This window comes from Candidatus Symbiopectobacterium sp. NZEC135 (assembly GCF_025962695.1).
In genome coordinates this window covers 1-19,421 of record NZ_JAGFPF010000001.1, presented here as the reverse complement: position 1 = coordinate 19,421, position 19,421 = coordinate 1, and the positions used below count along the sequence as shown (strand labels likewise).

Here is a 19,421-nt window from a genome sequence, read left to right as displayed (position 1 = left end):
GTAACAAACATTCAGTGAAACGATAATGCTAACCGCAACAACGCACGACGCGCTGTTACTCTTTAAAATCGTTGGCATCCAACGCGTGACGTCCAAGCAACTTATAGAATTCGGTGCGATTACGCCCCGCCATTCTGGCCGCCTGCGTCACATTGCCTTTAGCAATTTGCAACAGCTTGCGTAAATAGTTCAGCTCAAACTGGTGACGCGCCTCCACAAAGGTCGGCAACGCAGTGTTCTCGCCTTCCAACGCTTGTTCTACCAGCGCATCATTAATCACTGGCGCGCTGGTCAACGCCACGCAGCGTTCAATCACGTTCACCAGTTGACGCACATTACCGGGCCAACTCGCCGTCATCAAGCGTTTCATTGCATCACTGGAAAAACTGCGAACGAACGGCTTATGGCGATTGGCCGCTTCGCGTAGCAGATGATTTGCCAGCAGCGGAATATCCTCGGCCCGTTCATGCAGTGCAGGCAATTTCATGGTCACGACATTTAAACGGTAGTAGAGATCTTCACGAAATTCGCCTTTTTCCATCGCGACCGGCAAATCGCGGTGCGTAGCAGAAAGAATGCGCACATTGATATCGATATCCCGATTGCTGCCCAGTGGGCGCACCTTACGCTCCTGCAACACCCGCAGAAGTTTGACCTGTAACGACAGCGGCATATCGCCGATTTCGTCAAGGAACAACGTGCCCCCTTCAGCCGCCTGAAACAGCCCCTCGCGGCTGCTGACCGCACCGGTAAACGCGCCTTTGGCATGGCCGAACAGTTCAGACTCCAGCAACGGTTCCGGCAGTGCGCCGCAGTTGATAGCGATAAACGCGTTTTTTGCGCGCGGACTGGCACTGTGGATTGCCCGCGCCAGCACCTCTTTCCCGGTTCCGCTCTGGCCGTTAATTAGCACGCTTACGTCAGATTGCGCCACCAGTTTAGCCTGTTCCAGCAGACGCAGCATCACCGGGCTGCGCGTCACGATGGTTTCTCGCCAGTGAGACTCTCCGGCAGGGGCGCTGAGCGCCAGCGCATCATCGATCGCCTTATAGAGCGCATCGCGATCCACCGGTTTAGTCAAAAAGCCAAATACCCCTTGCTGGGTCGCAGCCACGGCATCAGGAATCGATCCGTGGGCGGTAAGAATAATCACTGGCAGCCCAGGCTGCTGCTTCTGTATTTCAGAAAACAGCGCCAGACCGTCCATTTCATCCATGCGCAAATCGCTGATGACCAAATCAATGCTATCGCGAGCCAGCACGCGCAGCGCTTCCGCACCGCTTTCCGCCGTCACGACATGAAACCCTTCACTGGTCAAACGCATACCCAGCAGTTTTAGCAAACTGGGATCGTCATCGACCAGCAACAAATCAGCCGTTTTTCGAATTGTCATGGGCGTGTAGGCTCCTATTTTGACGCCGCAGGCGCACCGTGGCGCTCCGCCGCGCCAGACTCATGCGAAGTCGCAGGCTCTGGAAGTTCACCGCTCATCGGTTTGCGGGTGGAAAGCTGACGCTCAATATCCGTCAGGTTTTCCAGTTTGCGTGTCGTCACATCCAGTTGATATTGCAAATTGTTCTGTTGAACCCGCATCGCTTCAAGCTGTTTGTCGTTGGCCTCCTGCAAACGCTGAGTGCGTATGCGCTCATCCGTCAACGCCAGCCAGAACGTTTGTTTGTCCTGCCAGGTTTGCAGCAGCGGACGCAGTGCCGCGGGAAAGTCCGTTTGAAACCCATTCAGACGATCGAGCGTCTGACGCCGTTCTGCCGGGGTAATTTTGACCTGATCGAGTAAAATGCTCTGCTTGAATGCCTGATCCCAGGTCGCGCTCCCCAGCGTTTGCGCTGCTTCACGCGCCAGTTGCGGGGTTAATCGCTCGGCACAATCCATGGCGCGCAACCAATAAAGGGCGTTATTCACTGCGTCGCGATCGTCAATGCGCAACAAGCTATCGCACTGCGTCAGACGGTAGTCGCTTACTTGTTCCTTCGGTGTGACATTTTCAACATCACGTATCGCAATACGGTGATGTGTGGTGTCAACGCAGCCCGCGAGCAATGCCAGCAGCGCCAACACCGATCCGCGAACCCTGCCGTCAGAGCACCTTGCTTTCATTTGTTATTCATTCTCAGCGGTTAAGGGCAATTCAATACGAAAACAGACGTCAGCATAATCCACCGGTATCAGGCTCAGTTCCCCGCGCATGCGACGAATACAATCGCGCGCAATGCTCAACCCAAGACCGCTGCCTTTCACCGCGCCTTTGCGCTGGTGGCTTCCCTGATAAAAGGGCTCAAAGATCATGCCTTGCTCTGCTTCAGGGATCGGCGCGCCATCGTTGGCAACGTCAATTTGAACCCGGTGCCCATGCTGGCGACTCCGAATCCAAATGTTACCGGATTCCTTGCCATAGTGCACCGCATTGGAATAGAGATTATCGATAACGCGCATCAGCAATGTGGTCTCGGCCCAGCACTGAGTTACATCAAGCCGCGTTTCGGTATGGATAGCCTTAGTACGGGCAGGCAGACTGTGCGAAGACATCACGATATCCACCACTTCATCAATGTCGACAGGCTCCATCTCCGTTGGGGTATCCGCCAGCTTGCGGTTGTAATCCAGCAACTGATCGATAAGTTCCAGCAGGTGCCGACTGCTGTTATCCAAAATCGCTACCACGTCTTTTTGATCCGGCGTCAATGGTCCGACAACTTCGTCGGCCAATAGCGAGGTGCCTTCTCGCAGGCTCGCCAACGGGGTTTTCAGCTCATGAGAGATATGACGCAAAAATTCGTGCCGCTGCGACTCCAGCCAGGAGAGTCGCTCACTCAACCAGATAATGCGCTGCGCCAGCGTGCGAATCTCTCTTGGCCCTTTAAAGGTACTGGTATTACCGAGCGATCGCCCTTCTCCCAGCCGTTTGATCATGCGCTCCACGCCGTTAACCGGTCCAATGATCATACGGGTAAACAGCACCACTAGCAGCAAACTGACCATAAACAGCACCAGCGACTGCCAGCCAAAAAACTTGCCGCGCTCGGCGATACCCTGTTGCAATTGCTGCCCGCGAGAAAACACCACTTCTCGCGTCATTTGCAGCAGTTGCGCATTGGCCTGCGCAAACTGCGTCAGTTGTTCCTGCGCCGCGTTGGTCGGCGTGCTGTTGGCACAATCCAGGCTCGCCAGTGCGACAAGGTGTTGGCTTAACTGTTGGTAAGTGCGGGGATCGGGCAGAACATTTCTGTGCGCTTCCAGCATCTGCGCATATTGCTTGTGTTGGCTTTGGTAGAGGGTAGCCAGCGTGCTGTCATCCAGCACGCAGTATTGGCGATAGCTACGCTCCATCGCCAGTGCGGTGCCACTCATGGCTTCACTGCGGCGCGCGTCCACCAGCATGGATTTGTTAATGTCTGCGGCTTGTTCGCTCAGGGTATCCAGGCTGTCATACGCCTGATAGGCGAGCACCAACAGCGGCAAGAGCACCAGCAGGAACGCCATAATCACTAATTGGCGCAAAGAGCGCGGAAACAGACGCCAGCGTTTCAAGGAAATCATCTCGTTATTTATTCATCCGTCATGATGCTAACGAAGTGGCATAAAAGCGCAATGTTTTTCCCTTGAGCAAACGGGGTGATAAACCCATCAAGAGGTGCAGAAAAGAGGGTCAGTCGCTGCCCGGTTGCGTAAGCGCTAACCGGGCAACTGAATAGGTGGTGCCTCACTCAACGTGTCGCCCGATGTTTGATAAAGCTGCATGGCAGACTGTTATCGGTGTAGTGGACGATAGGCACCCTTTCTTGTGGCGTCATTCGGTGTGTTTTGAGCGCAAAGCGATATTATCAACAGCGCAATCATAACGAGGTGAATGAGCAACGCAGGATATTATGCACTATTCATGCCACTTCGCAATATCAATTTTAACTAGTTGATAAATAATAACTTAAATTTAAATCAACGATATAAAGCGCAGAAGGATGTCTTTATTAACGCCATATTACGCGCCTATCGCTAAAATCTGTCGTCAAAAAAATACGACTTATATTATCCAACGCATATTATCAATAAAATCAATCAATTAAATGTCGTCAAACAGAGACATTAATAAAGCCAATTGTCGCTATATCACGACAAATCTCGATATTGTAGAAAAAACGACTCTCCGCGCAATAAAAAAGGGGCTATTCGCCCCTTTTATTGCTCAGTGACCGGCTACCCCTTAGCCAAGCTGACGACGCGCATTGCGGAACATACGCATCCACGGGCTGTCTTCACCCCAGGTTTCTGGGTGCCAAGAGTTGCTCACGGTACGGAAAACGCGTTCCGGGTGTGGCATCATCACTGTGGCACGGCCACTGGCGCTGGTGACGGCCGTGATACCGTTCGGAGAACCGTTCGGGTTCGCCGGATAGTTCTCAGTGACCTGCCCAAAGTTGTTCACAAAGCGCAGTGCGACCAGATGTTCATGCTCCAGCGCCGCCAAGTGAGCAGCATCGCGCACTTCAACGTGCCCTTCACCGTGAGAAACCGCGATCGGCATGCGCGATCCCACCATATCATTCATAAACAATGACGGACTTTTGGTGACTTCAACCAAACTGAAGCGTGCTTCAAAGCGGTCAGACAGGTTGCGCACAAAACGCGGCCAGTGGTCTGCGCCCGGAATCAGCTCGCGCAGGTTAGACATCATCTGGCAACCGTTGCACACCCCGAGTGCCAGCGTTTGTGGACGTTGGAAGAAGGCAGCAAACTCATCGCGCACGCGCGGGTTAAACAGAATGGATTTTGCCCAACCTTCACCCGCGCCCAGCACATCGCCGTAAGAAAAGCCGCCGCACGCGACCAGTGCCTGAAAATCTTGCAAATCGCGGCGCCCTGCCAGCAAATCGCTCATGTGCACATCGATAGCATCAAAACCGGCACGATGGAACGCGGCTGCCATTTCAACGTGGGAGTTAACGCCCTGCTCACGCAGCACCGCCACTTTAGGACGAACGCCTTTGGCGATAAAGGGCGCAGCAATATCCTGTGCGGGATCAAACGTCAGTGAGACATTCAGGCCCGGATCGGTTTCATCCTGTTTAGCAGCATGTTCTTGATCGGCACAGTGCGGGTTGTCACGCAGGCGCTGCATCTGCCAAGTGGTTTCCGCCCACCAGGTGCGCAACGTGGTGCGGCTCTCCTGATACACCACATCGTTGCCATGCGTAATCACAAAGCGGTTGCCCTGAGAGGCATGGCCCAAACGGTGAACAATATCAGCCAAACCGTGATCGGCCAGAACCTGCTCAACGTGCGCCAGACGATCGGCGGACACTTGAATCACAGCACCCAGTTCTTCGGTAAACAGCGAGGCCAGCGGGTCGTTACCCAATGCCGCGATATCAACATCGATGCCGCAGTGACCGGTAAACGCCATTTCTGCCAGCGTCACCACCAGACCACCATCAGAACGGTCGTGGTAAGCCAGCAGCGCATCATCCGCTACCAGCGTTTGGATAGCGTTAAAGAAGCCAGCCAACTGCTGCGGATTCCGCACATCGGCGGTATGACGGCCCAACTGACGGTAGACCTGTGCCAGCGCTGTCGCGCCCAGCGTATGGTGCCCGGCACCCAGGTCGATCAACAGCAGCACGTTATCACGATCGGCGCGCAACTGCGGCGTGACCGTTTTACGCACATCTTCTACGCGGGCGAATGCGGTGATCACCAGTGAAAGCGGAGAGGTGACGCTGCGCTCCTGATCGCCGTCTTGCCAGCGGGTTTTCATCGACATGGAGTCTTTACCCACCGGAATGGTCAACCCCAATGCCGGGCAGAGTTCTTCGCCGATAGCTTTTACCGCTTCGTAAAGTCCGGCGTCTTCACCGGGGTGCCCTGCTGCCGACATCCAGTTTGCAGAGAGCTTCACGCGGGTTAACGCACCAATCTGGGTCGCGGCGATGTTGGTTAAGGCTTCACCCACCGCCAAACGCGCGGAGGCACCAAAGTTGCGCAACGCCACAGGTGCACGTTCGCCAATCGACATCGCTTCGCCGTGGTAGCTGTCGAGGCTTGCGGTGGTGACGGCGCAGTTTGCCACCGGGATCTGCCACGGTCCGACCATCTGGTCCCGTGCCACCATACCGGTTACGGAACGGTCACCAATGGTGATTAGGAAGGTTTTCTCTGCCACCACCGGCAGGTGCATCACGCGCTCTACCGCTTCAGCCAGGAAGATACCTTCGCGGTTCAGCAAGGTGCCTTCGCTCGCCAGACGCTTAACGTCGCGCAGCATTTTCGGCGTTTTGCCCAGCAACACGTCGAGCGGCAGATCGATCGGCTGATTATTGAAGTGGCGATCGTTCAGGGTTAAATGTTGCTCTTCCGTCGCTTCACCAATGACCGCATAAGGGGCGCGCTCACGACGGCACAACTCATCAAACAACGCCAGTTTTTCTGGCGCAACCGCCAGCACATAGCGTTCTTGCGATTCGTTACACCACACTTCCAGCGGACTCATGCCCGGCTCATCGTTGAGAATGTCGCGCAGCTCAAAGCGTCCGCCGCGTCCGCCATCACTCACCAGCTCTGGCATGGCGTTGGACAGACCGCCCGCCCCCACGTCATGGATAAACAGGATCGGGTTCTCTTCACCCAGTTGCCAGCAGCGGTCGATCACTTCCTGACAACGGCGTTCCATTTCCGGGTTATCGCGCTGTACGGAGGCGAAATCCAGATCGGCGTCCGATTGGCCGGAGGCCATGGAGGAGGCCGCACCGCCGCCCAGACCGATGTTCATGGAGGGGCCACCCAGCACAATCAGTTTGGCGCCTACCGTGATCTCGCCTTTTTTCACGTGATCGGCACGGATGTTACCAATACCGCCTGCTAGCATCACCGGCTTGTGATAACCGCGCAGTTCACTGCCGTTATGACTGTCAACCTGCTCTTCATAGGTACGGAAGTAACCGGTCAACGCAGGGCGACCAAACTCGTTGTTAAAGGCCGCACCGCCCAGCGGGCCATCAAGCATGATGTCCAACGCGCTGACGATACGATCCGGCTTACCGAAATCTTCTTCCCACGGCTGTTCAAAGTCAGGAATACGCAGGTTAGAAACCGAAAAACCGACCAAGCCAGCTTTAGGTTTGGCGCCACGCCCCGTCGCCCCTTCATCACGAATTTCACCGCCGGAACCGGTCGCCGCACCCGGCCACGGAGAAATGGCCGTCGGGTGGTTATGGGTTTCCACTTTCATCAGAATGTGTGTCGGTTCCTGATGGTAGGCATAGTGCCCTTGCGGATCGGCAAAGAAACGCCCTGCTTCGGAGCCTTCCATCACCGCCGCGTTATCTTTATACGCAGATAACACGTGTTCCGGCGTGTGCTCGAAGGTGTTCTTGATCATTTTGAACAGCGACTTGGGCTGTGCTTCACCGTCAATCACCCAGTCGGCGTTGAAAATTTTGTGGCGGCAGTGCTCAGAGTTGGCCTGAGCAAACATATAGAGTTCAATGTCGGTCGGATTGCGGCCCAAACGGGTAAAGGCATCCAACAGGTAGTCGATTTCATCTTCCGCCAGCGCCAGTCCCAAACGCACGTTGGCCTGTTCCAACGCCTTACGCCCTTCAAGCAGCGCGTCTACCCGTTTCAACGGGGCAGGCTGATGCTGGGCAAACAGCTGCTCCGCCTGCGCCATCGCTGTGAATACGGTTTCCATCATGCGGTCATGCAGCAGCGCGCCCAGTTGCTGCCACTGTTCATCGCTCAGCGTCGGCGCATGAATATAGAAGGCTAATCCGCGCTCCAGACGAATCACCTTGTCCAGACCGCAGTTGCGGGCGATATCGGTAGCTTTGGAAGACCAGGGAGAAATGGTGCCGGGACGCGGTGTGACCAACAGTAAGCGCCCACTTGGCTCATGCTCCGCGAGAGAGGGGCCATATTTTAACAGTCGTGTCAGTTTGACCTGCTCATCGCTGTTCAGTGGTGCACGCACGGCGGCGAAGTGAACGTACTCCGCATAGATATCACTAATTGGCAAAAAGTGCTCTTTGCAACGCGTCAGCAACTTATTTACACGGAAGGCCGATAGGGCAGGTGAACCACGCAGTATTTCCATCATCTAAAAATCTCTCGTCTTCGATGTACTGAGTTTCAGTACGTCAGTGGGCGCTACTTTGTCGCGCAGCCAAGGGGGGAAACGCGCGTCATTATAGAGAATTGTGACGCTCGACGAAACCGTTTGCGCAGAGTTTGTTGCACATCTTATTTTCGTCATGGTCAAACTTTAACCTGATGGATAACTGTTGCACACTGGCGGTTTGTTAAGCAAAATGCCCCCACTCTGGGAGAGTGTAGACAAAAAAACTGCCGTTACAGACAGAAAGGCCACACGGCCACCGAGAGATAACTATTTGAAGCGTTTAACATTAAATTATTTTTTCATCGGGGTTATTACGTTACTGCTGATGTTGGCGCTCTGGCCCAATATCCCCTGGCGCAGCGGCCAGGATACACAGCTCAATCAGATCCTTTCTCGGGGCGAGCTGCGTATTAGCACGCTCACTTCGCCGCTGACCTATACCCTCAGTAACGGAACCCCCTCAGGGCTCGATTATGAACTGGCTAAACGATTCGCCGATTACCTTGGCGTGAAGCTGGTGGTGTCGGCACGCCCCAATCTTGACGCCTTGTTCAACGATCTCGACAACGACAATGCCGATCTGCTTGCCGCCGGGCTTATCTACAACCATGAGCGATTGGATCGCTTTCGCGCTGGGCCAACCTACTATTCCGTCTCGCAGCAACTGGTTTACCGCATGGGTGCCACGCGCCCTAAAAACCTGGAGAAACTGAGCGGTCGGTTAGCGGTTACATCGGGCTCAGCCCATATTGCCACGTTACGTGATTTGAAAAGCAATAAATATCCGGCGTTAAGCTGGGAAGCCGCCTCGGATCTGAGCACACAGGATTTGCTCAAACAGGTAGCGCAAGGCGCATTGGATTACACACTGGCGGATTCCGTCACCATCGGTTTGATGCAGCGCATTCACCCACAGCTTTCCGTGGCGTTCGATCTGAGCGACGAAGAACCTGTCACCTGGTATATGCGCCGTACGCAGGACGACAGCCTGTACGCCGCCCTGTTGGACTTTTTCAGCCAAACCGTGGAAGACGGCACGCTGGCGCGGTTGGAAGAAAAATACCTCGGCCATGTCGGCGAATTTGATTATGTCGATACCCGCACCTTCCTGAGCGCCATCGACAATACCTTGCCCGACCTGCAACCACTGTTTGCCAAATATGCCAGCGACATTGACTGGAAATTGCTGGCGGCCATCTCTTATCAGGAATCACATTGGAACCCGTTGGCGACCTCACCGACCGGCGTGCGCGGGTTAATGATGCTGACGCGCAATACCGCTGAGAGCCTGAATGTGACCGACAGGCTCGATCCGGAACAGAGCATTAGCGGCGGTGCACGCTACCTGGCGCACATGATGGAAAAAATGCCGGAAAGCATCCCCGAGGATGAGAAGATTTGGTTCGCACTGGCGTCTTACAATATGGGTTATGCCCATCTGCTGGATGCGCGCAAACTGACGGAAAAGCAGAAGGGCAATCCTGATAGCTGGGCGGATGTGAAGGTCCGCCTGCCGATGCTGAGCCAGAAACGCTACTATACCCAGACCACTTACGGCTATGCCCGCGGCCACGAAGCTTATAACTACGTTGAAAACATTCGCCGCTATATGCTGAGTCTGGAGGGATATCTGACTGAGAAGGCTAACAAAACCCAGCAGCAGGAACTGTTAGCGAGCGCTTACCCTGCCGTTCCGCCAGAAAAACTCGGCAAATAAGCGATACCCTAAATAATTCATGTTGCAGGACAAATCGTGAAGTATGACGGGTATATCAGGCTGCCCCGCCAGCCTTTTCCTGAGCACGTCGTGCTTTATGCTGTGCGCGGCGTATACGGAAGAAATCGCTGAGGGTATGAGCGCATTCGGCAGCCAGTACGCCAGACGTGATCGCTATCTGATGATTCATGCCGGGATGACGCAGGATGTCGACCAACGACCCCGCCGCCCCGGTTTTTTCATCGTTAGCACCATACACCAGCCGACCAATGCGGCTGTGCACCATCGCCCCGGCGCACATCACGCAAGGCTCAAGCGTCACATACAGCGTTGCATTGATTAAGCGGTAGTTCTGCAAGATTTTCCCCCCCTGACGTAACGCCATGATTTCGGCGTGTGCGGTCGGATCGTGATGACCGATGGGGCGATTCCAGCCCTCACCAATCACCTGATTATCCAGAACCAGTACAGCACCGACGGGCACCTCCCCCTCCTCCTGCGCCCGTTGGGCCAGAGTCAGGGCATGACGCATCCAATATTCATCAGACGTATCATGACCATCAAGGGTGTCATTCATGGTGTCTCCCGGGTATTCATCGCGCTTTTTGGGTCGCGCGCATTATACAGGGTGTGAAGAAAAAGCAGAGAGCTTATTGTCTCGCCGACACCGTTACTCCAACTGTTGCAACGTGCCTGCACGCGTCACGCGCCAACGGTGTTCGCAAAAAAACAGCAGCGGATTATCTTGCTTGCTATCGCTATACCCGCTGTGCAATTGCAGTGGCGCACCAAGCTGTTTTTCCATCTGCACTACCTTCTCCCGCCCCAGACAGCGCAGCGGTAACACCCAGCCACCATAACCACGCACTATCTGACTGCCCATCAGTTTGACGCCGGGTAGAAACGCGGAATCATGGTAAACCTGCTCAACCAGACGCTGCGGCGAGCCAGTTACCAGCCACACTTGCGCATCGGAAGCCGCGAGGTAGTCGGTCAAGCGCTGCTGCACCAAAGGAAATGGCGTCACCCAGCGACGAAAGCGGGCAACGAACCCCTGCTCCAGCGCCCGTAAATGTGCCTCACGGCGACCAAAGGTAATGGCCCAAAGCAGAGCGCTCATTGGCCAGCGCGCCGCCCTGCCGCGCGCCAACAATACCAGCCCGGCCACCGGCAGCACCGGAATAACCAGCAGTAAATTTAACGGCAGGCGTTTTAGCAAATAACGTAAAAAACAGCCAAACATGTCCTGACGATGCAACGTGCCGTCCAAATCAAAAAACACGATACGTGTCGGTGATTGTTCACCCAAACCGTTTTCCTCTTGCCAGGTAGTCGCCACGTTACGGGAAAGTATGGGCATATTTCCGTCTAGTTAGGGAAGCAGCGCATCGCGTAGATAACCGTGGTGCCTTTCCAACCGCTGCTCGGCCTCTGCCGCGCTGATACCGCTGAGGATCATCAGTATAGCGGGTTTGGCCGCATAGCCGGTTTCTTGTAACGCTCGCTGCGCATCGTCACGCGCGGCCCCCGTGGCTTCCATCACGATACGGCAGGCCCGGTCTACCAGTTTTTCATTAGTGGCTTTTACATCAACCATCAGGTTTTGGTACACCTTTCCCAGCTTAACCATCACTCCCGTGGAAATCATGTTGAGCACCAGCTTTTGAGCCGTACCGGATTTCAGGCGCGTCGAACCGGTCAACGCCTCCGGCCCCACAACGGGAGAAATCGCCACCTCGGCCAGCGCCGCAATCGGGGATGCCGGGTTACAAGAGATGGCGACCGTACCACAGCCTTGACCACGTGCATATTTCAACGCGCCAATAACATAAGGCGTGCGGCCCGATGCAGCCAGCCCCACTACGGTGTCCTGCGGTGTCAGTGACAGCGCCACCAGATCGGCCTCGCCGAGAGAAGGATTGTCCTCTGCACCTTCGACAGCTTTCAACAACGCGCCGGGTCCACCCGCTATCAGCCCAATAACCAGCCCGTGAGGCACGCCAAAGGTAGGTGGGCATTCAGACGCATCAAGTACCCCTAATCGCCCACTGGTGCCCGCGCCGAGATAGATCAATCGCCCACCGGCCCTCATTCTGTCAGCCGCCATATCCACCGCGCGCGCAATCTCCGGCAGCACCAGACTTATCGCCTCGGGCACTTTACGGTCTTCCTGATTGAACAGCGTCATCATCGCAAGCGTTGGTTGACTGTCCAACGCCATCGTTGCCGGATTGCGAGTTTCTGATACCAAGGTGGCTAAATTCATTTTTTCTCCCTGACACACGGTGTGCGCTGCTGACCCAGCTTGCTACTATACCCTAAAAAATTCGCGTTGCAGGAAGGCAGTAAGGGGGGATTCGAATGGCAACGCTGCAACTTGAAGTATGACGGGTGTATACCCTAAATAATTCGAGTTGTAGGAAGGCGGCAAGTGAATGAATCCCGATGAGCTTACTTAGGTAAGTGATTCGGGTGAGTGAACGCAGCCAACGCACCTGCAACTTGAAGTATGACGGGTATAATTACTTTTGGCTGCCATAAAAGTAGGTTATTCTGCCATAATCGTTAACGACAATTCGTCTGTATCGACAGCGTTTCCGCCCTCAGCGCCTATTCTATCTCCACGCCAGGAAGGTGTGCATGTTTGCCTTGTGCTCAACAGGGCCGCATGGCGTATTTTCACGCAATAAGGCCTGCACACTGCAATGAGGATGAGAGGCTTACTCTGGTTCAGTCAATAGCGAAGAGAAACACCGGTGAATGGCCGCTGGATAACGACATGGCGTAAGAAAGGCGTTCTGCTTGTGCTGTTCAGCAGTCTGTTACTGCTGACGGCAACGCTGCGCGCGGATTGGGATTTCGTTACCATTAATCAGCGCACAGAACAACTTTATGGCCCCGCAACACCGGAGGCGCGTAAGCGAATTAATGAGTGGCAAGCATTATTAGGCTCCTTGTCAGGCAGCGATGAAAAAAAATTATTGGAATCGGTAAACCTTTTTTTTAATGAACGGCTGCTATTTCGCGACGACCGCGTCATCTGGCAGCAGGAAGATTATTGGGCAACGCCTATCGAAGCACTGCGAAAAGGAATGGCTGACTGCGAAGATTATTCTATTGCAAAATATTTTACGCTACGTCGGCTCGGTATTCCGAATGAAAAGCTGCGAATTACTTACGTTAAAGCATTGCGCCTTAATCAGGCACATATGATCGTTGCTTATTATCCTACCCCGACCGCTATTCCTCTGGTATTGGATAATCTAACGGATAAAATATTACCCGCGACGCAGCGTACCGATCTCATCCCCGTTTATTCCTTTAACGCAGAGGGATTGTGGCTGCCCGGTAGTGGCGGCAGCAATAAACGGGTCGGCGACAGTAAACGGCTTTCGCGTTGGCAAGATGTATTGACCAAAATGCGGGCCGAAGGTTTTTCTCTTGAAGAGTAGGATTAGGCGATGTCTCTATACAAACAACTTTTGATAGCCATCTGCTTATTCGTGCTGGTGATTTTTAGCGGCAGCTTTTTTGTCAGTCTGGAAAATTCACGTGAGCAGTCGAATAACCAATTGCAATCCCACGCGCAGGATGCCGCCACCGCACTTGGATTATCGTTAACACCCAATATTGACGATCCGGCCATGGTGGAATTAATGGTCAGCTCAATTTTCGATAGCGGCTATTTTTCCAGCATTCGCGTGCGTGACATTAAAACCGGTAACGTCACGCTGGAACGCGTCGCCTCACCTGAAATTCCCAATGTTCCAGCCTGGTTTGTGCAGTTGGTCAATCTGACGCCGGGCACTGGTGAGGCCATCGTGATGCGCGGGTGGGAGCAGGCAGCAAAAGTGGAAGTGGTCAGTCACCCAATGTTTGCCGTTACTCGTCTGTGGCAAAGCACCTCAGCGGGAGCCCTGTGGTTATTGGGCTGCGCGGTGTTCGGCTTACTGATCGGCGCGCTGCTGCTGCGCCGCCAGTTGCGCCCCTTGAATTACATGGTGAAACAGTCGTTGGCGATCACCCGCCGCGAATACCTCACCCAGCCGGATTTACCCAGCACCCCCGAATTCCGCCGCGTGGCGCAGGCCATGAACTTGATGGTCAGCAAGCTGAAGATGCTGTTTGAGGAAGAGGCCGAGCGAAGTGAACGCTTACGTCAGGAAGCCTACCAGGATCCGCAAACCGGTCTGCCTAATCGTCGTGCTTTTGAGATGCAGTTCAATGACAAAAGCAGCGATGAAGAGACACCGCCGGGCTATCTCATCATGATTCGCATACAGGATCTTGCCGGTCTCAACCAACGGCTCGGCGGTCAACGCACCGATTCGCTGCTGGAAACCATGGCGAAAATGATGCGTACCGCGAAAAGGCTCTATGCCGAACAGGAGAGCGTGCTGGCACGTTTACGCGGCGGTGAATTTGCCTTATTGTGCCCCGGCATGGCAGAAAAAGAAGCGCACACGCTGGTCGTCGCGCTTTCACACAACCTGGAATCACTCGCATTAACGGGCGAGATCGACAGTTCCCCCGTTGCCGCATTGGGCATGGTGCCGTTCAAACACGGCGATAGCCTTAAATCGCTGTTGATACAGGGAGATCACGCACTCACACGAGCAGAAAGTTCCCCTCTGCATCATGAGCCGCTGACGGAAAATGAAGCCAATTCACCGGCGGAAGCCGATCGCCACCTGTGGTTTAATCGCCTGGATACGCTGCTGAATGAGGAGCGCTTGCAACTGTTCTTCCAACCGGTTTGCCGCTGTGCGCCCCCCGGTGACGTGCTTCACCATAAGGTGCTGGCGCGTATCAATGATGAGCAGGGCAACAGCATCGCAGCAGGATTTTTCCTCCCCTGGATCCAGCGTTTTGGCTGGAGTGCCCGGTTAGATCAGGTGATGGTAAAACAAACATTGGATTATCTGTCGCGCAGTTCTGGCACGCTGGCGCTGAGTCTGTCGGGCAGTACAGTACTGGATTTAAACCTGCTGGCGCAAATGCTGGCACCACTTAAGGGCCATCCTGAGCGGGCACGCCGTGTGATTCTGGAACTGGATGAAAACCAGTTGCCGGAAACCCATCATCTTGAAGCACTGATCGCATTGCTCGGCGAATACGGTTGCCAACTGGGACTACAACACTTCGGCGGGCGTTTTAACCTGATAGGTAATCTGGCGCAATGGGGGCTTGCCTACCTGAAAATTGATGGCAGCTACATTCGCAATATCGATCGGGAAAACGACAAAAAGGTGTTTATTGAAGCCCTTTACCGCACCGCCAACAGCATCGATTTGCCGCTGATCGCTGAACGTGTCGAGACTGAAGGTGAACTGGATACGCTGCGCGGCATGGGGTTACAGGGTGCTATGGGGCGTTTGTTGGGAGAACCGTTCCCCGCACCGGATAACACGCTGCTGCTTAAATAGCGTTTAAGGGCGTTAATAACAACAGTGCGTGCAGACAAGCTTGGCTGCACGCACTTTGAAAAAAATTACAACGACTGAGGCTTAAAACATCGCCTCATCTTCGTCGTTAATCAGCTTGCTCAGCCCACCGTTGAGTGCTTCACGTGCATGGGCACGGTTAATCAGCTTCAACTGTGCGGCCGCAGGGAAATCGGTAATATTGATCACGCCTTTCTGCGTCAGCACCTGGATCAAATCCTCAAGCACACGCACCATTTCCAAATCACTTTGGCGTAGCTGCTGCAACCCACTGAGCATCACTTCCTGATTTTTCCGCCATAGGATCGCTTCCGGAGAATCTTTTGCCAGTTTGCCGGTCATTTCGTCAAAGGGCACATCCGCCACTCTAACTAAAAGCCCCTGGCTATCGCGCTGGATATAATACATGCACCACCTCTTCTCTCCGGTACGGTATGGCTGCCTCGCCCCGGAAAAGGCCAATGCCTTCTCCGGGCGCAAGTAATACAACTCAGTTTACCGTCTGTTCGGGCTTGCTGACCAGACTTTCCAGCGAAGGCATTGATCCACTGTAATGCTCAAGCGTGATAGACACATTCACCGTCCCGCCAGTGTTGCCTGAGAAGTCACCCTGGGTGCTGACTTCAATGGTGGGAGAACCGTTATGATCGGTGAAGCGGATATAGCGGCTAAGGTCGGCCCCTTTATCCAGATCGCCGATCAGATCGTGCAAATTGATCTTGTCACCCTCACCCGGGTTGAAATCTTTGATGACATCAAAGCCGGTATCGCCTTTTTGCCACATAAAGGTATCCGCCCCTGAGCCACCAATCAGCGTGTCATTGCCCTTACCGCCAATCAAGATATCGTCACCGCTGCCGCCGTACAGGATGTCGTTACCTTCACCCCCGTTAAGCAGGTCATTACCGCCCTGACCAAACAGAATATCGTTACCCGCATCACCGTACAGTTTATCATCACCGTCGTTGCTGGAAGAGAGATCAAACGCCTGATGATGATCGGCAATGTAATGATGCATATCCTGCACCGTGACACTGGAGACTTTCATCTGCTGCGCGATATAGGTTTGCAGCGCCGACAAGCCGTTACCTTCAATGCCTTCAAAACGCACCACGTCACCAAACAGGATGTCATTGCCAATTCCCCCGTGCAACGTGTCGTCCCCACCGGGCAACGGTTTGTTGCTGCCCAGGATCGCTTCACTCAGCTTGGTTGGATCGATCTTGCTTTGCACGATCCCATCGGAGTCGTAACGCGTCAGACTGCTGGCATCGAGCGATTTGCCCACGCCAATCGCCTCAATCGTGTTGTGCGATATCGACTGCAACAGCTTAAAGGCAGCGTCTGCATTTTGCTGACTTGCAGCAAGGTTGGATGGGCCGTAATACCAGTCATCATTATTACCTATTCCTCCTCGGGTAGAGATCTCATAGGTACCGTCACCCTGATCACGCACATGGCCAACAATTTCACGAGAGTAATCGCGATTGTATTTATAAACATCACCACTTGCACTGATCACTTCACGATAACCGTCCCGTGCAGACATCCAATAAGCTTGACCCGGGGTGTATTGAATATTATCAATATTCAGTACTTCATTCTTGTACCCCACCTGCACCTGGCTAGATTCATCCTTCTGATAATAGGTCGGCTCACCGTCGGTAATAAAATAGGTCAGGTTAGTACCAACGTTATTTTTCACTGCCGCGCTTTGGAACCAGTTGGCCGTGGTTTTAAACACGTCCTCATAGTTGGTGCCACCGCCGTTTTCACCGCCAACCATCGAGTTCAGCACGCTGGTGAGCTTGGTCAGCGCCGTCGGATCTTTGAGATCTACCGACACCGTACGACCAACCTGCGTATCGAAGTCTGCCAGGAATACATTCACCTTACCGGCATGAGAACCGTTAGCGCTGTTAATCAGGCTGTTAAACACGTTTTTCAGAGAAGCAACAGTATTGGCGATATCGGTATCGCTCATACTGCCCGAGCTATCGACCATAAACGCGATGTTGTAGTTGGTGCCTTCCACCAGTTGCAGACCGGAGACATCGGCTATCATCACATCGTTACTGTTGGTGCCCTGAACGGTGTCATCACCAGTACTCCCAATCGCAGCCCCGTATTGTTCAACGCCTTCCGTCGAATACCCGGTCGCGGTGTCATGGTTGAGTTTTTCGGTTGACGTTGCCTGCGCGACTACCTCGAACTTGCCTGCGGCTACCGGCACGTACAACGTGACTGTGCCAGACAGTGAGCTGGCGTTATGCGCGTTGGCAATGGTGTAAGTGCCCTCTTTGCCCACGGTATAAGTCGCATCGTTGTTGATATGGTCAACCACTTTGGTGCCTTCCGGCAGGCCAGTCAGCGTAATGCCCGATAGCGTTTCACTGCCGTCGAGATCGGTCAGTGCGGCAGAGACATCCAGCGAGTGTTCCTGCGTGCCGGGATCACTCGACGTCGTTGTTGTCGTACGGCCATTGTTTGCCGCAACAAACGATCCATCGCCATAAATAATGCCATCAAGATGGTTACTTCCCTGAACCAACGTACTTCCTTTATAGGTTACTGATACGTCATCAAAGGTATTCACGTTAGTATTGGCATTATTATTGGTACCGTAAGACCCCTTATACCCATCAGTGACTGTACCTTCAATGAAGACATAATCAGATTTAGTACCAGAAGATACGCTATCTGAATCACCAGTAAATGCATTCAAAGGACGCCAGTTGCCATCTTGCCAATAACCACTACCGTCATGGATCACAAATATATCGGCATGCGTTTTATCAGTCTGTGGATTACCATTGGTATAGTATTTTATTTGTTCAGCAGGGTTCGCGGATTCTGGTACTGTGTCGTCGGGGCTCAACCACACACGGACATCAGAACCGATTTTAACTATCTTGCCATCCTGAACATCGAACCCATTAGCATTTTCACTGCCCCCATTGACCTTGATTATTGTTGATGCCGGAGTTGTATCTCCTGGCGTTACAGCCAGCGTCACCGCCGGTGCATCCGCCACTGGCGTAATATCAATATTGAGCGACGTCTCGACACCAACGTTACCGGCGTTATCCACCGGCGTATAATTCACAATGCTGTAAGGAGAACCGGAAGCATTTGCTGCAGGATCAAAGCGCAAATCTGTATTGGTCGAGTTAAACGACTGCCCTTCCGTGACGGGTTTCCAGGTGCCATTATCGTTGTAATACAGCGTACCCGCGCTGGCCGGTGGCAATGAGGAAATCACCACGCTGGACGTATCGCCAGAAACGCCCAGACTGTCCCAACCGATGTGTACCGGCGTATCTTCCAGTCCAGTCACCGTCTCGTCGTGCGCGACAGGCGGAGTGGTGTCCAATACAGCTTGATCGTTATCGTGAGCCTGATTACCCGCAAGATCCGTTGCTGTTGCAACCACCTTAATCTTGCCTTCTGCCAATGTGCTCAGATCGGCTGAAGTACTCCATTTACCATCAATAACAGGCACATTAGTCAGCGTGACCTCTTTACCCTTACTGTCTGTGAAGACCAATGTTACGAGGTCTTCCGTACTGGTACCCTGAATAAATTGTCCGGCTAATTCATGAGCATTGATATAACCATCATTGCCGGCAAAATTCGTAATATCAATTTCCGGTAGGGTCTTGTCCATCGTGGCGCTGGCACTGTCCTGAGCTTGGTTGCCTGCGGCATCCGTCGCCGTTGCCACTACGGTGATTTTGCCTTCTGCCAGCGAAGCCAGATTCACCGTGTTATGCCATTTACCATCAAAGACCGGCACACTGCTGACAGTGACCGATTTGCCATTGATATCCGTAAAGGTGAGGTTGACGAAACGCTCGTTACTCGTCCCCTCAATAAAGGTCCCACCCAACTCTTGCTGATTGATATAGCCGTCGTTGCCCGCAAATCCGGTGATATCTATCTCAGGAGCGGTGACATCCAGCGTCGAGGATGCGGTGTCATGCGCCTGATTGCCCGCCGGGTCAGTAGCGGTGGCCTTCACGTCCACCCTGCCTTCCGCCAGAGCGCTCAGGTCGGCGGTGGTGCTCCACTTGCCGTCCACTACGGTGACACCCGTTACCGTGACAACCTTGCCGTTCACATCCGTGAACGTCAG

At 53.8% G+C, this 19,421-nt stretch carries 12 protein-coding genes; 3 read left to right on the top strand and 9 right to left on the bottom strand.

Annotation, left to right across the window (positions count from 1 at the left end; translation table 11 throughout):
• Positions 1–55: 55 nt before the first annotated feature.
• The 4 genes from glrR to purL form a co-directional block, all read right to left on the bottom strand.
• Positions 56–1,393, bottom strand: a complete 1,338-nt coding sequence (gene glrR / locus J5224_RS00070; protein WP_264623404.1) for a two-component system response regulator GlrR — start codon at positions 1,391–1,393, stop codon at positions 56–58.
• 14 nt (positions 1,394–1,407) lie between these two features.
• Positions 1,408–2,115 carry a two-component system QseEF-associated lipoprotein QseG gene (gene qseG, locus J5224_RS00065; RefSeq protein WP_264623403.1) on the bottom strand — a complete coding sequence of 236 codons (708 nt, stop codon included), beginning with the start codon at positions 2,113–2,115 and terminating at the stop codon, positions 1,408–1,410.
• Between the two features lie 3 nt (positions 2,116–2,118).
• Entirely contained in the window at positions 2,119–3,555 is a 1,437-nt protein-coding gene (locus J5224_RS00060) for a sensor histidine kinase (RefSeq protein WP_264623402.1), read from the bottom strand.
• A gap of 661 nt (positions 3,556–4,216) precedes the next feature.
• Positions 4,217–8,101 carry a phosphoribosylformylglycinamidine synthase gene (gene purL, locus J5224_RS00055; protein WP_264623667.1) on the bottom strand — a complete coding sequence of 1,295 codons (3,885 nt, stop codon included), beginning with the start codon at positions 8,099–8,101 and terminating at the stop codon, positions 4,217–4,219.
• A gap of 295 nt (positions 8,102–8,396) precedes the next feature.
• Here purL and mltF point away from each other — a divergent pair, with 295 nt between their 5' ends.
• Positions 8,397–9,842 carry a membrane-bound lytic murein transglycosylase MltF gene (gene mltF, locus J5224_RS00050; protein WP_264623401.1) on the top strand — a complete coding sequence of 482 codons (1,446 nt, stop codon included), beginning with the start codon at positions 8,397–8,399 and terminating at the stop codon, positions 9,840–9,842.
• 55 nt (positions 9,843–9,897) lie between these two features.
• Here the strand turns inward: mltF and tadA are convergent, their stop codons facing one another.
• The 3 genes from tadA to murQ all read right to left on the bottom strand — a co-directional run bounded on the left by tadA (position 9,898) and on the right by murQ (position 12,108).
• On the bottom strand, positions 9,898–10,419 hold the full coding sequence (gene tadA, locus J5224_RS00045; RefSeq protein WP_264623400.1) for a tRNA adenosine(34) deaminase TadA: 522 nt from the start codon (positions 10,417–10,419) through the stop codon (positions 9,898–9,900).
• Positions 10,420–10,512: 93 nt separating this feature from the next.
• Positions 10,513–11,202: a phosphatidylglycerophosphatase C gene (gene yfhb / locus J5224_RS00040; protein ID WP_264623399.1), complete on the bottom strand. Its 690-nt coding sequence runs from the start codon at positions 11,200–11,202 to the stop codon at positions 10,513–10,515.
• Between the two features lie 12 nt (positions 11,203–11,214).
• Positions 11,215–12,108, bottom strand: a complete 894-nt coding sequence (murQ, locus tag J5224_RS00035; RefSeq protein ID WP_264623398.1) for an N-acetylmuramic acid 6-phosphate etherase — start codon at positions 12,106–12,108, stop codon at positions 11,215–11,217.
• A 505-nt stretch (positions 12,109–12,613) separates the two neighbouring features.
• Between murQ and lapG the strand changes: the two genes are divergently transcribed.
• On the top strand, positions 12,614–13,294 hold the full coding sequence (lapG, locus tag J5224_RS00030) for a cysteine protease LapG (protein ID WP_413544627.1): 681 nt from the start codon (positions 12,614–12,616) through the stop codon (positions 13,292–13,294).
• Positions 13,295–13,303: 9 nt separating this feature from the next.
• Positions 13,304–15,268, top strand: a complete 1,965-nt coding sequence (lapD, locus tag J5224_RS00025) for a cyclic di-GMP receptor LapD (RefSeq protein WP_264623397.1) — start codon at positions 13,304–13,306, stop codon at positions 15,266–15,268.
• A gap of 81 nt (positions 15,269–15,349) precedes the next feature.
• Here lapD and J5224_RS00020 read toward each other — a convergent pair whose 3' ends face one another.
• Both J5224_RS00020 and J5224_RS00005 read right to left on the bottom strand, forming a co-directional pair.
• Positions 15,350–15,694 carry a tryptophan synthase subunit beta gene (locus J5224_RS00020; protein WP_264623396.1) on the bottom strand — a complete coding sequence of 115 codons (345 nt, stop codon included), beginning with the start codon at positions 15,692–15,694 and terminating at the stop codon, positions 15,350–15,352.
• Between the two features lie 82 nt (positions 15,695–15,776).
• Positions 15,777–19,421 (bottom strand): Ig-like domain-containing protein (locus J5224_RS00005; RefSeq protein WP_319802408.1); only part of this gene is annotated, 3,645 nt, incomplete at its 5' end.

Excerpts from the sequence above, each read along its gene's own strand:
- purL (WP_264623667.1), bottom strand. The coding sequence starts at position 8,101 with ATGGAAATACTGCGTGGTTCACCTGCCCTATCGGCCTTCCGTGTAAAT.
- lapD (WP_264623397.1), top strand. The coding sequence starts at position 13,304 with ATGTCTCTATACAAACAACTTTTGATAGCCATCTGCTTATTCGTGCTG.
- J5224_RS00020 (WP_264623396.1), bottom strand. The coding sequence starts at position 15,694 with ATGTATTATATCCAGCGCGATAGCCAGGGGCTTTTAGTTAGAGTGGCG.
- qseG (WP_264623403.1), bottom strand. The coding sequence starts at position 2,115 with ATGAAAGCAAGGTGCTCTGACGGCAGGGTTCGCGGATCGGTGTTGGCG.
- J5224_RS00060 (WP_264623402.1), bottom strand. The coding sequence starts at position 3,555 with ATGATTTCCTTGAAACGCTGGCGTCTGTTTCCGCGCTCTTTGCGCCAA.
- murQ (WP_264623398.1), bottom strand. The coding sequence starts at position 12,108 with ATGAATTTAGCCACCTTGGTATCAGAAACTCGCAATCCGGCAACGATG.
- glrR (WP_264623404.1), bottom strand. The coding sequence starts at position 1,393 with ATGACAATTCGAAAAACGGCTGATTTGTTGCTGGTCGATGACGATCCC.
- yfhb (WP_264623399.1), bottom strand. The coding sequence starts at position 11,202 with ATGCCCATACTTTCCCGTAACGTGGCGACTACCTGGCAAGAGGAAAAC.
- tadA (WP_264623400.1), bottom strand. The coding sequence starts at position 10,419 with ATGAATGACACCCTTGATGGTCATGATACGTCTGATGAATATTGGATG.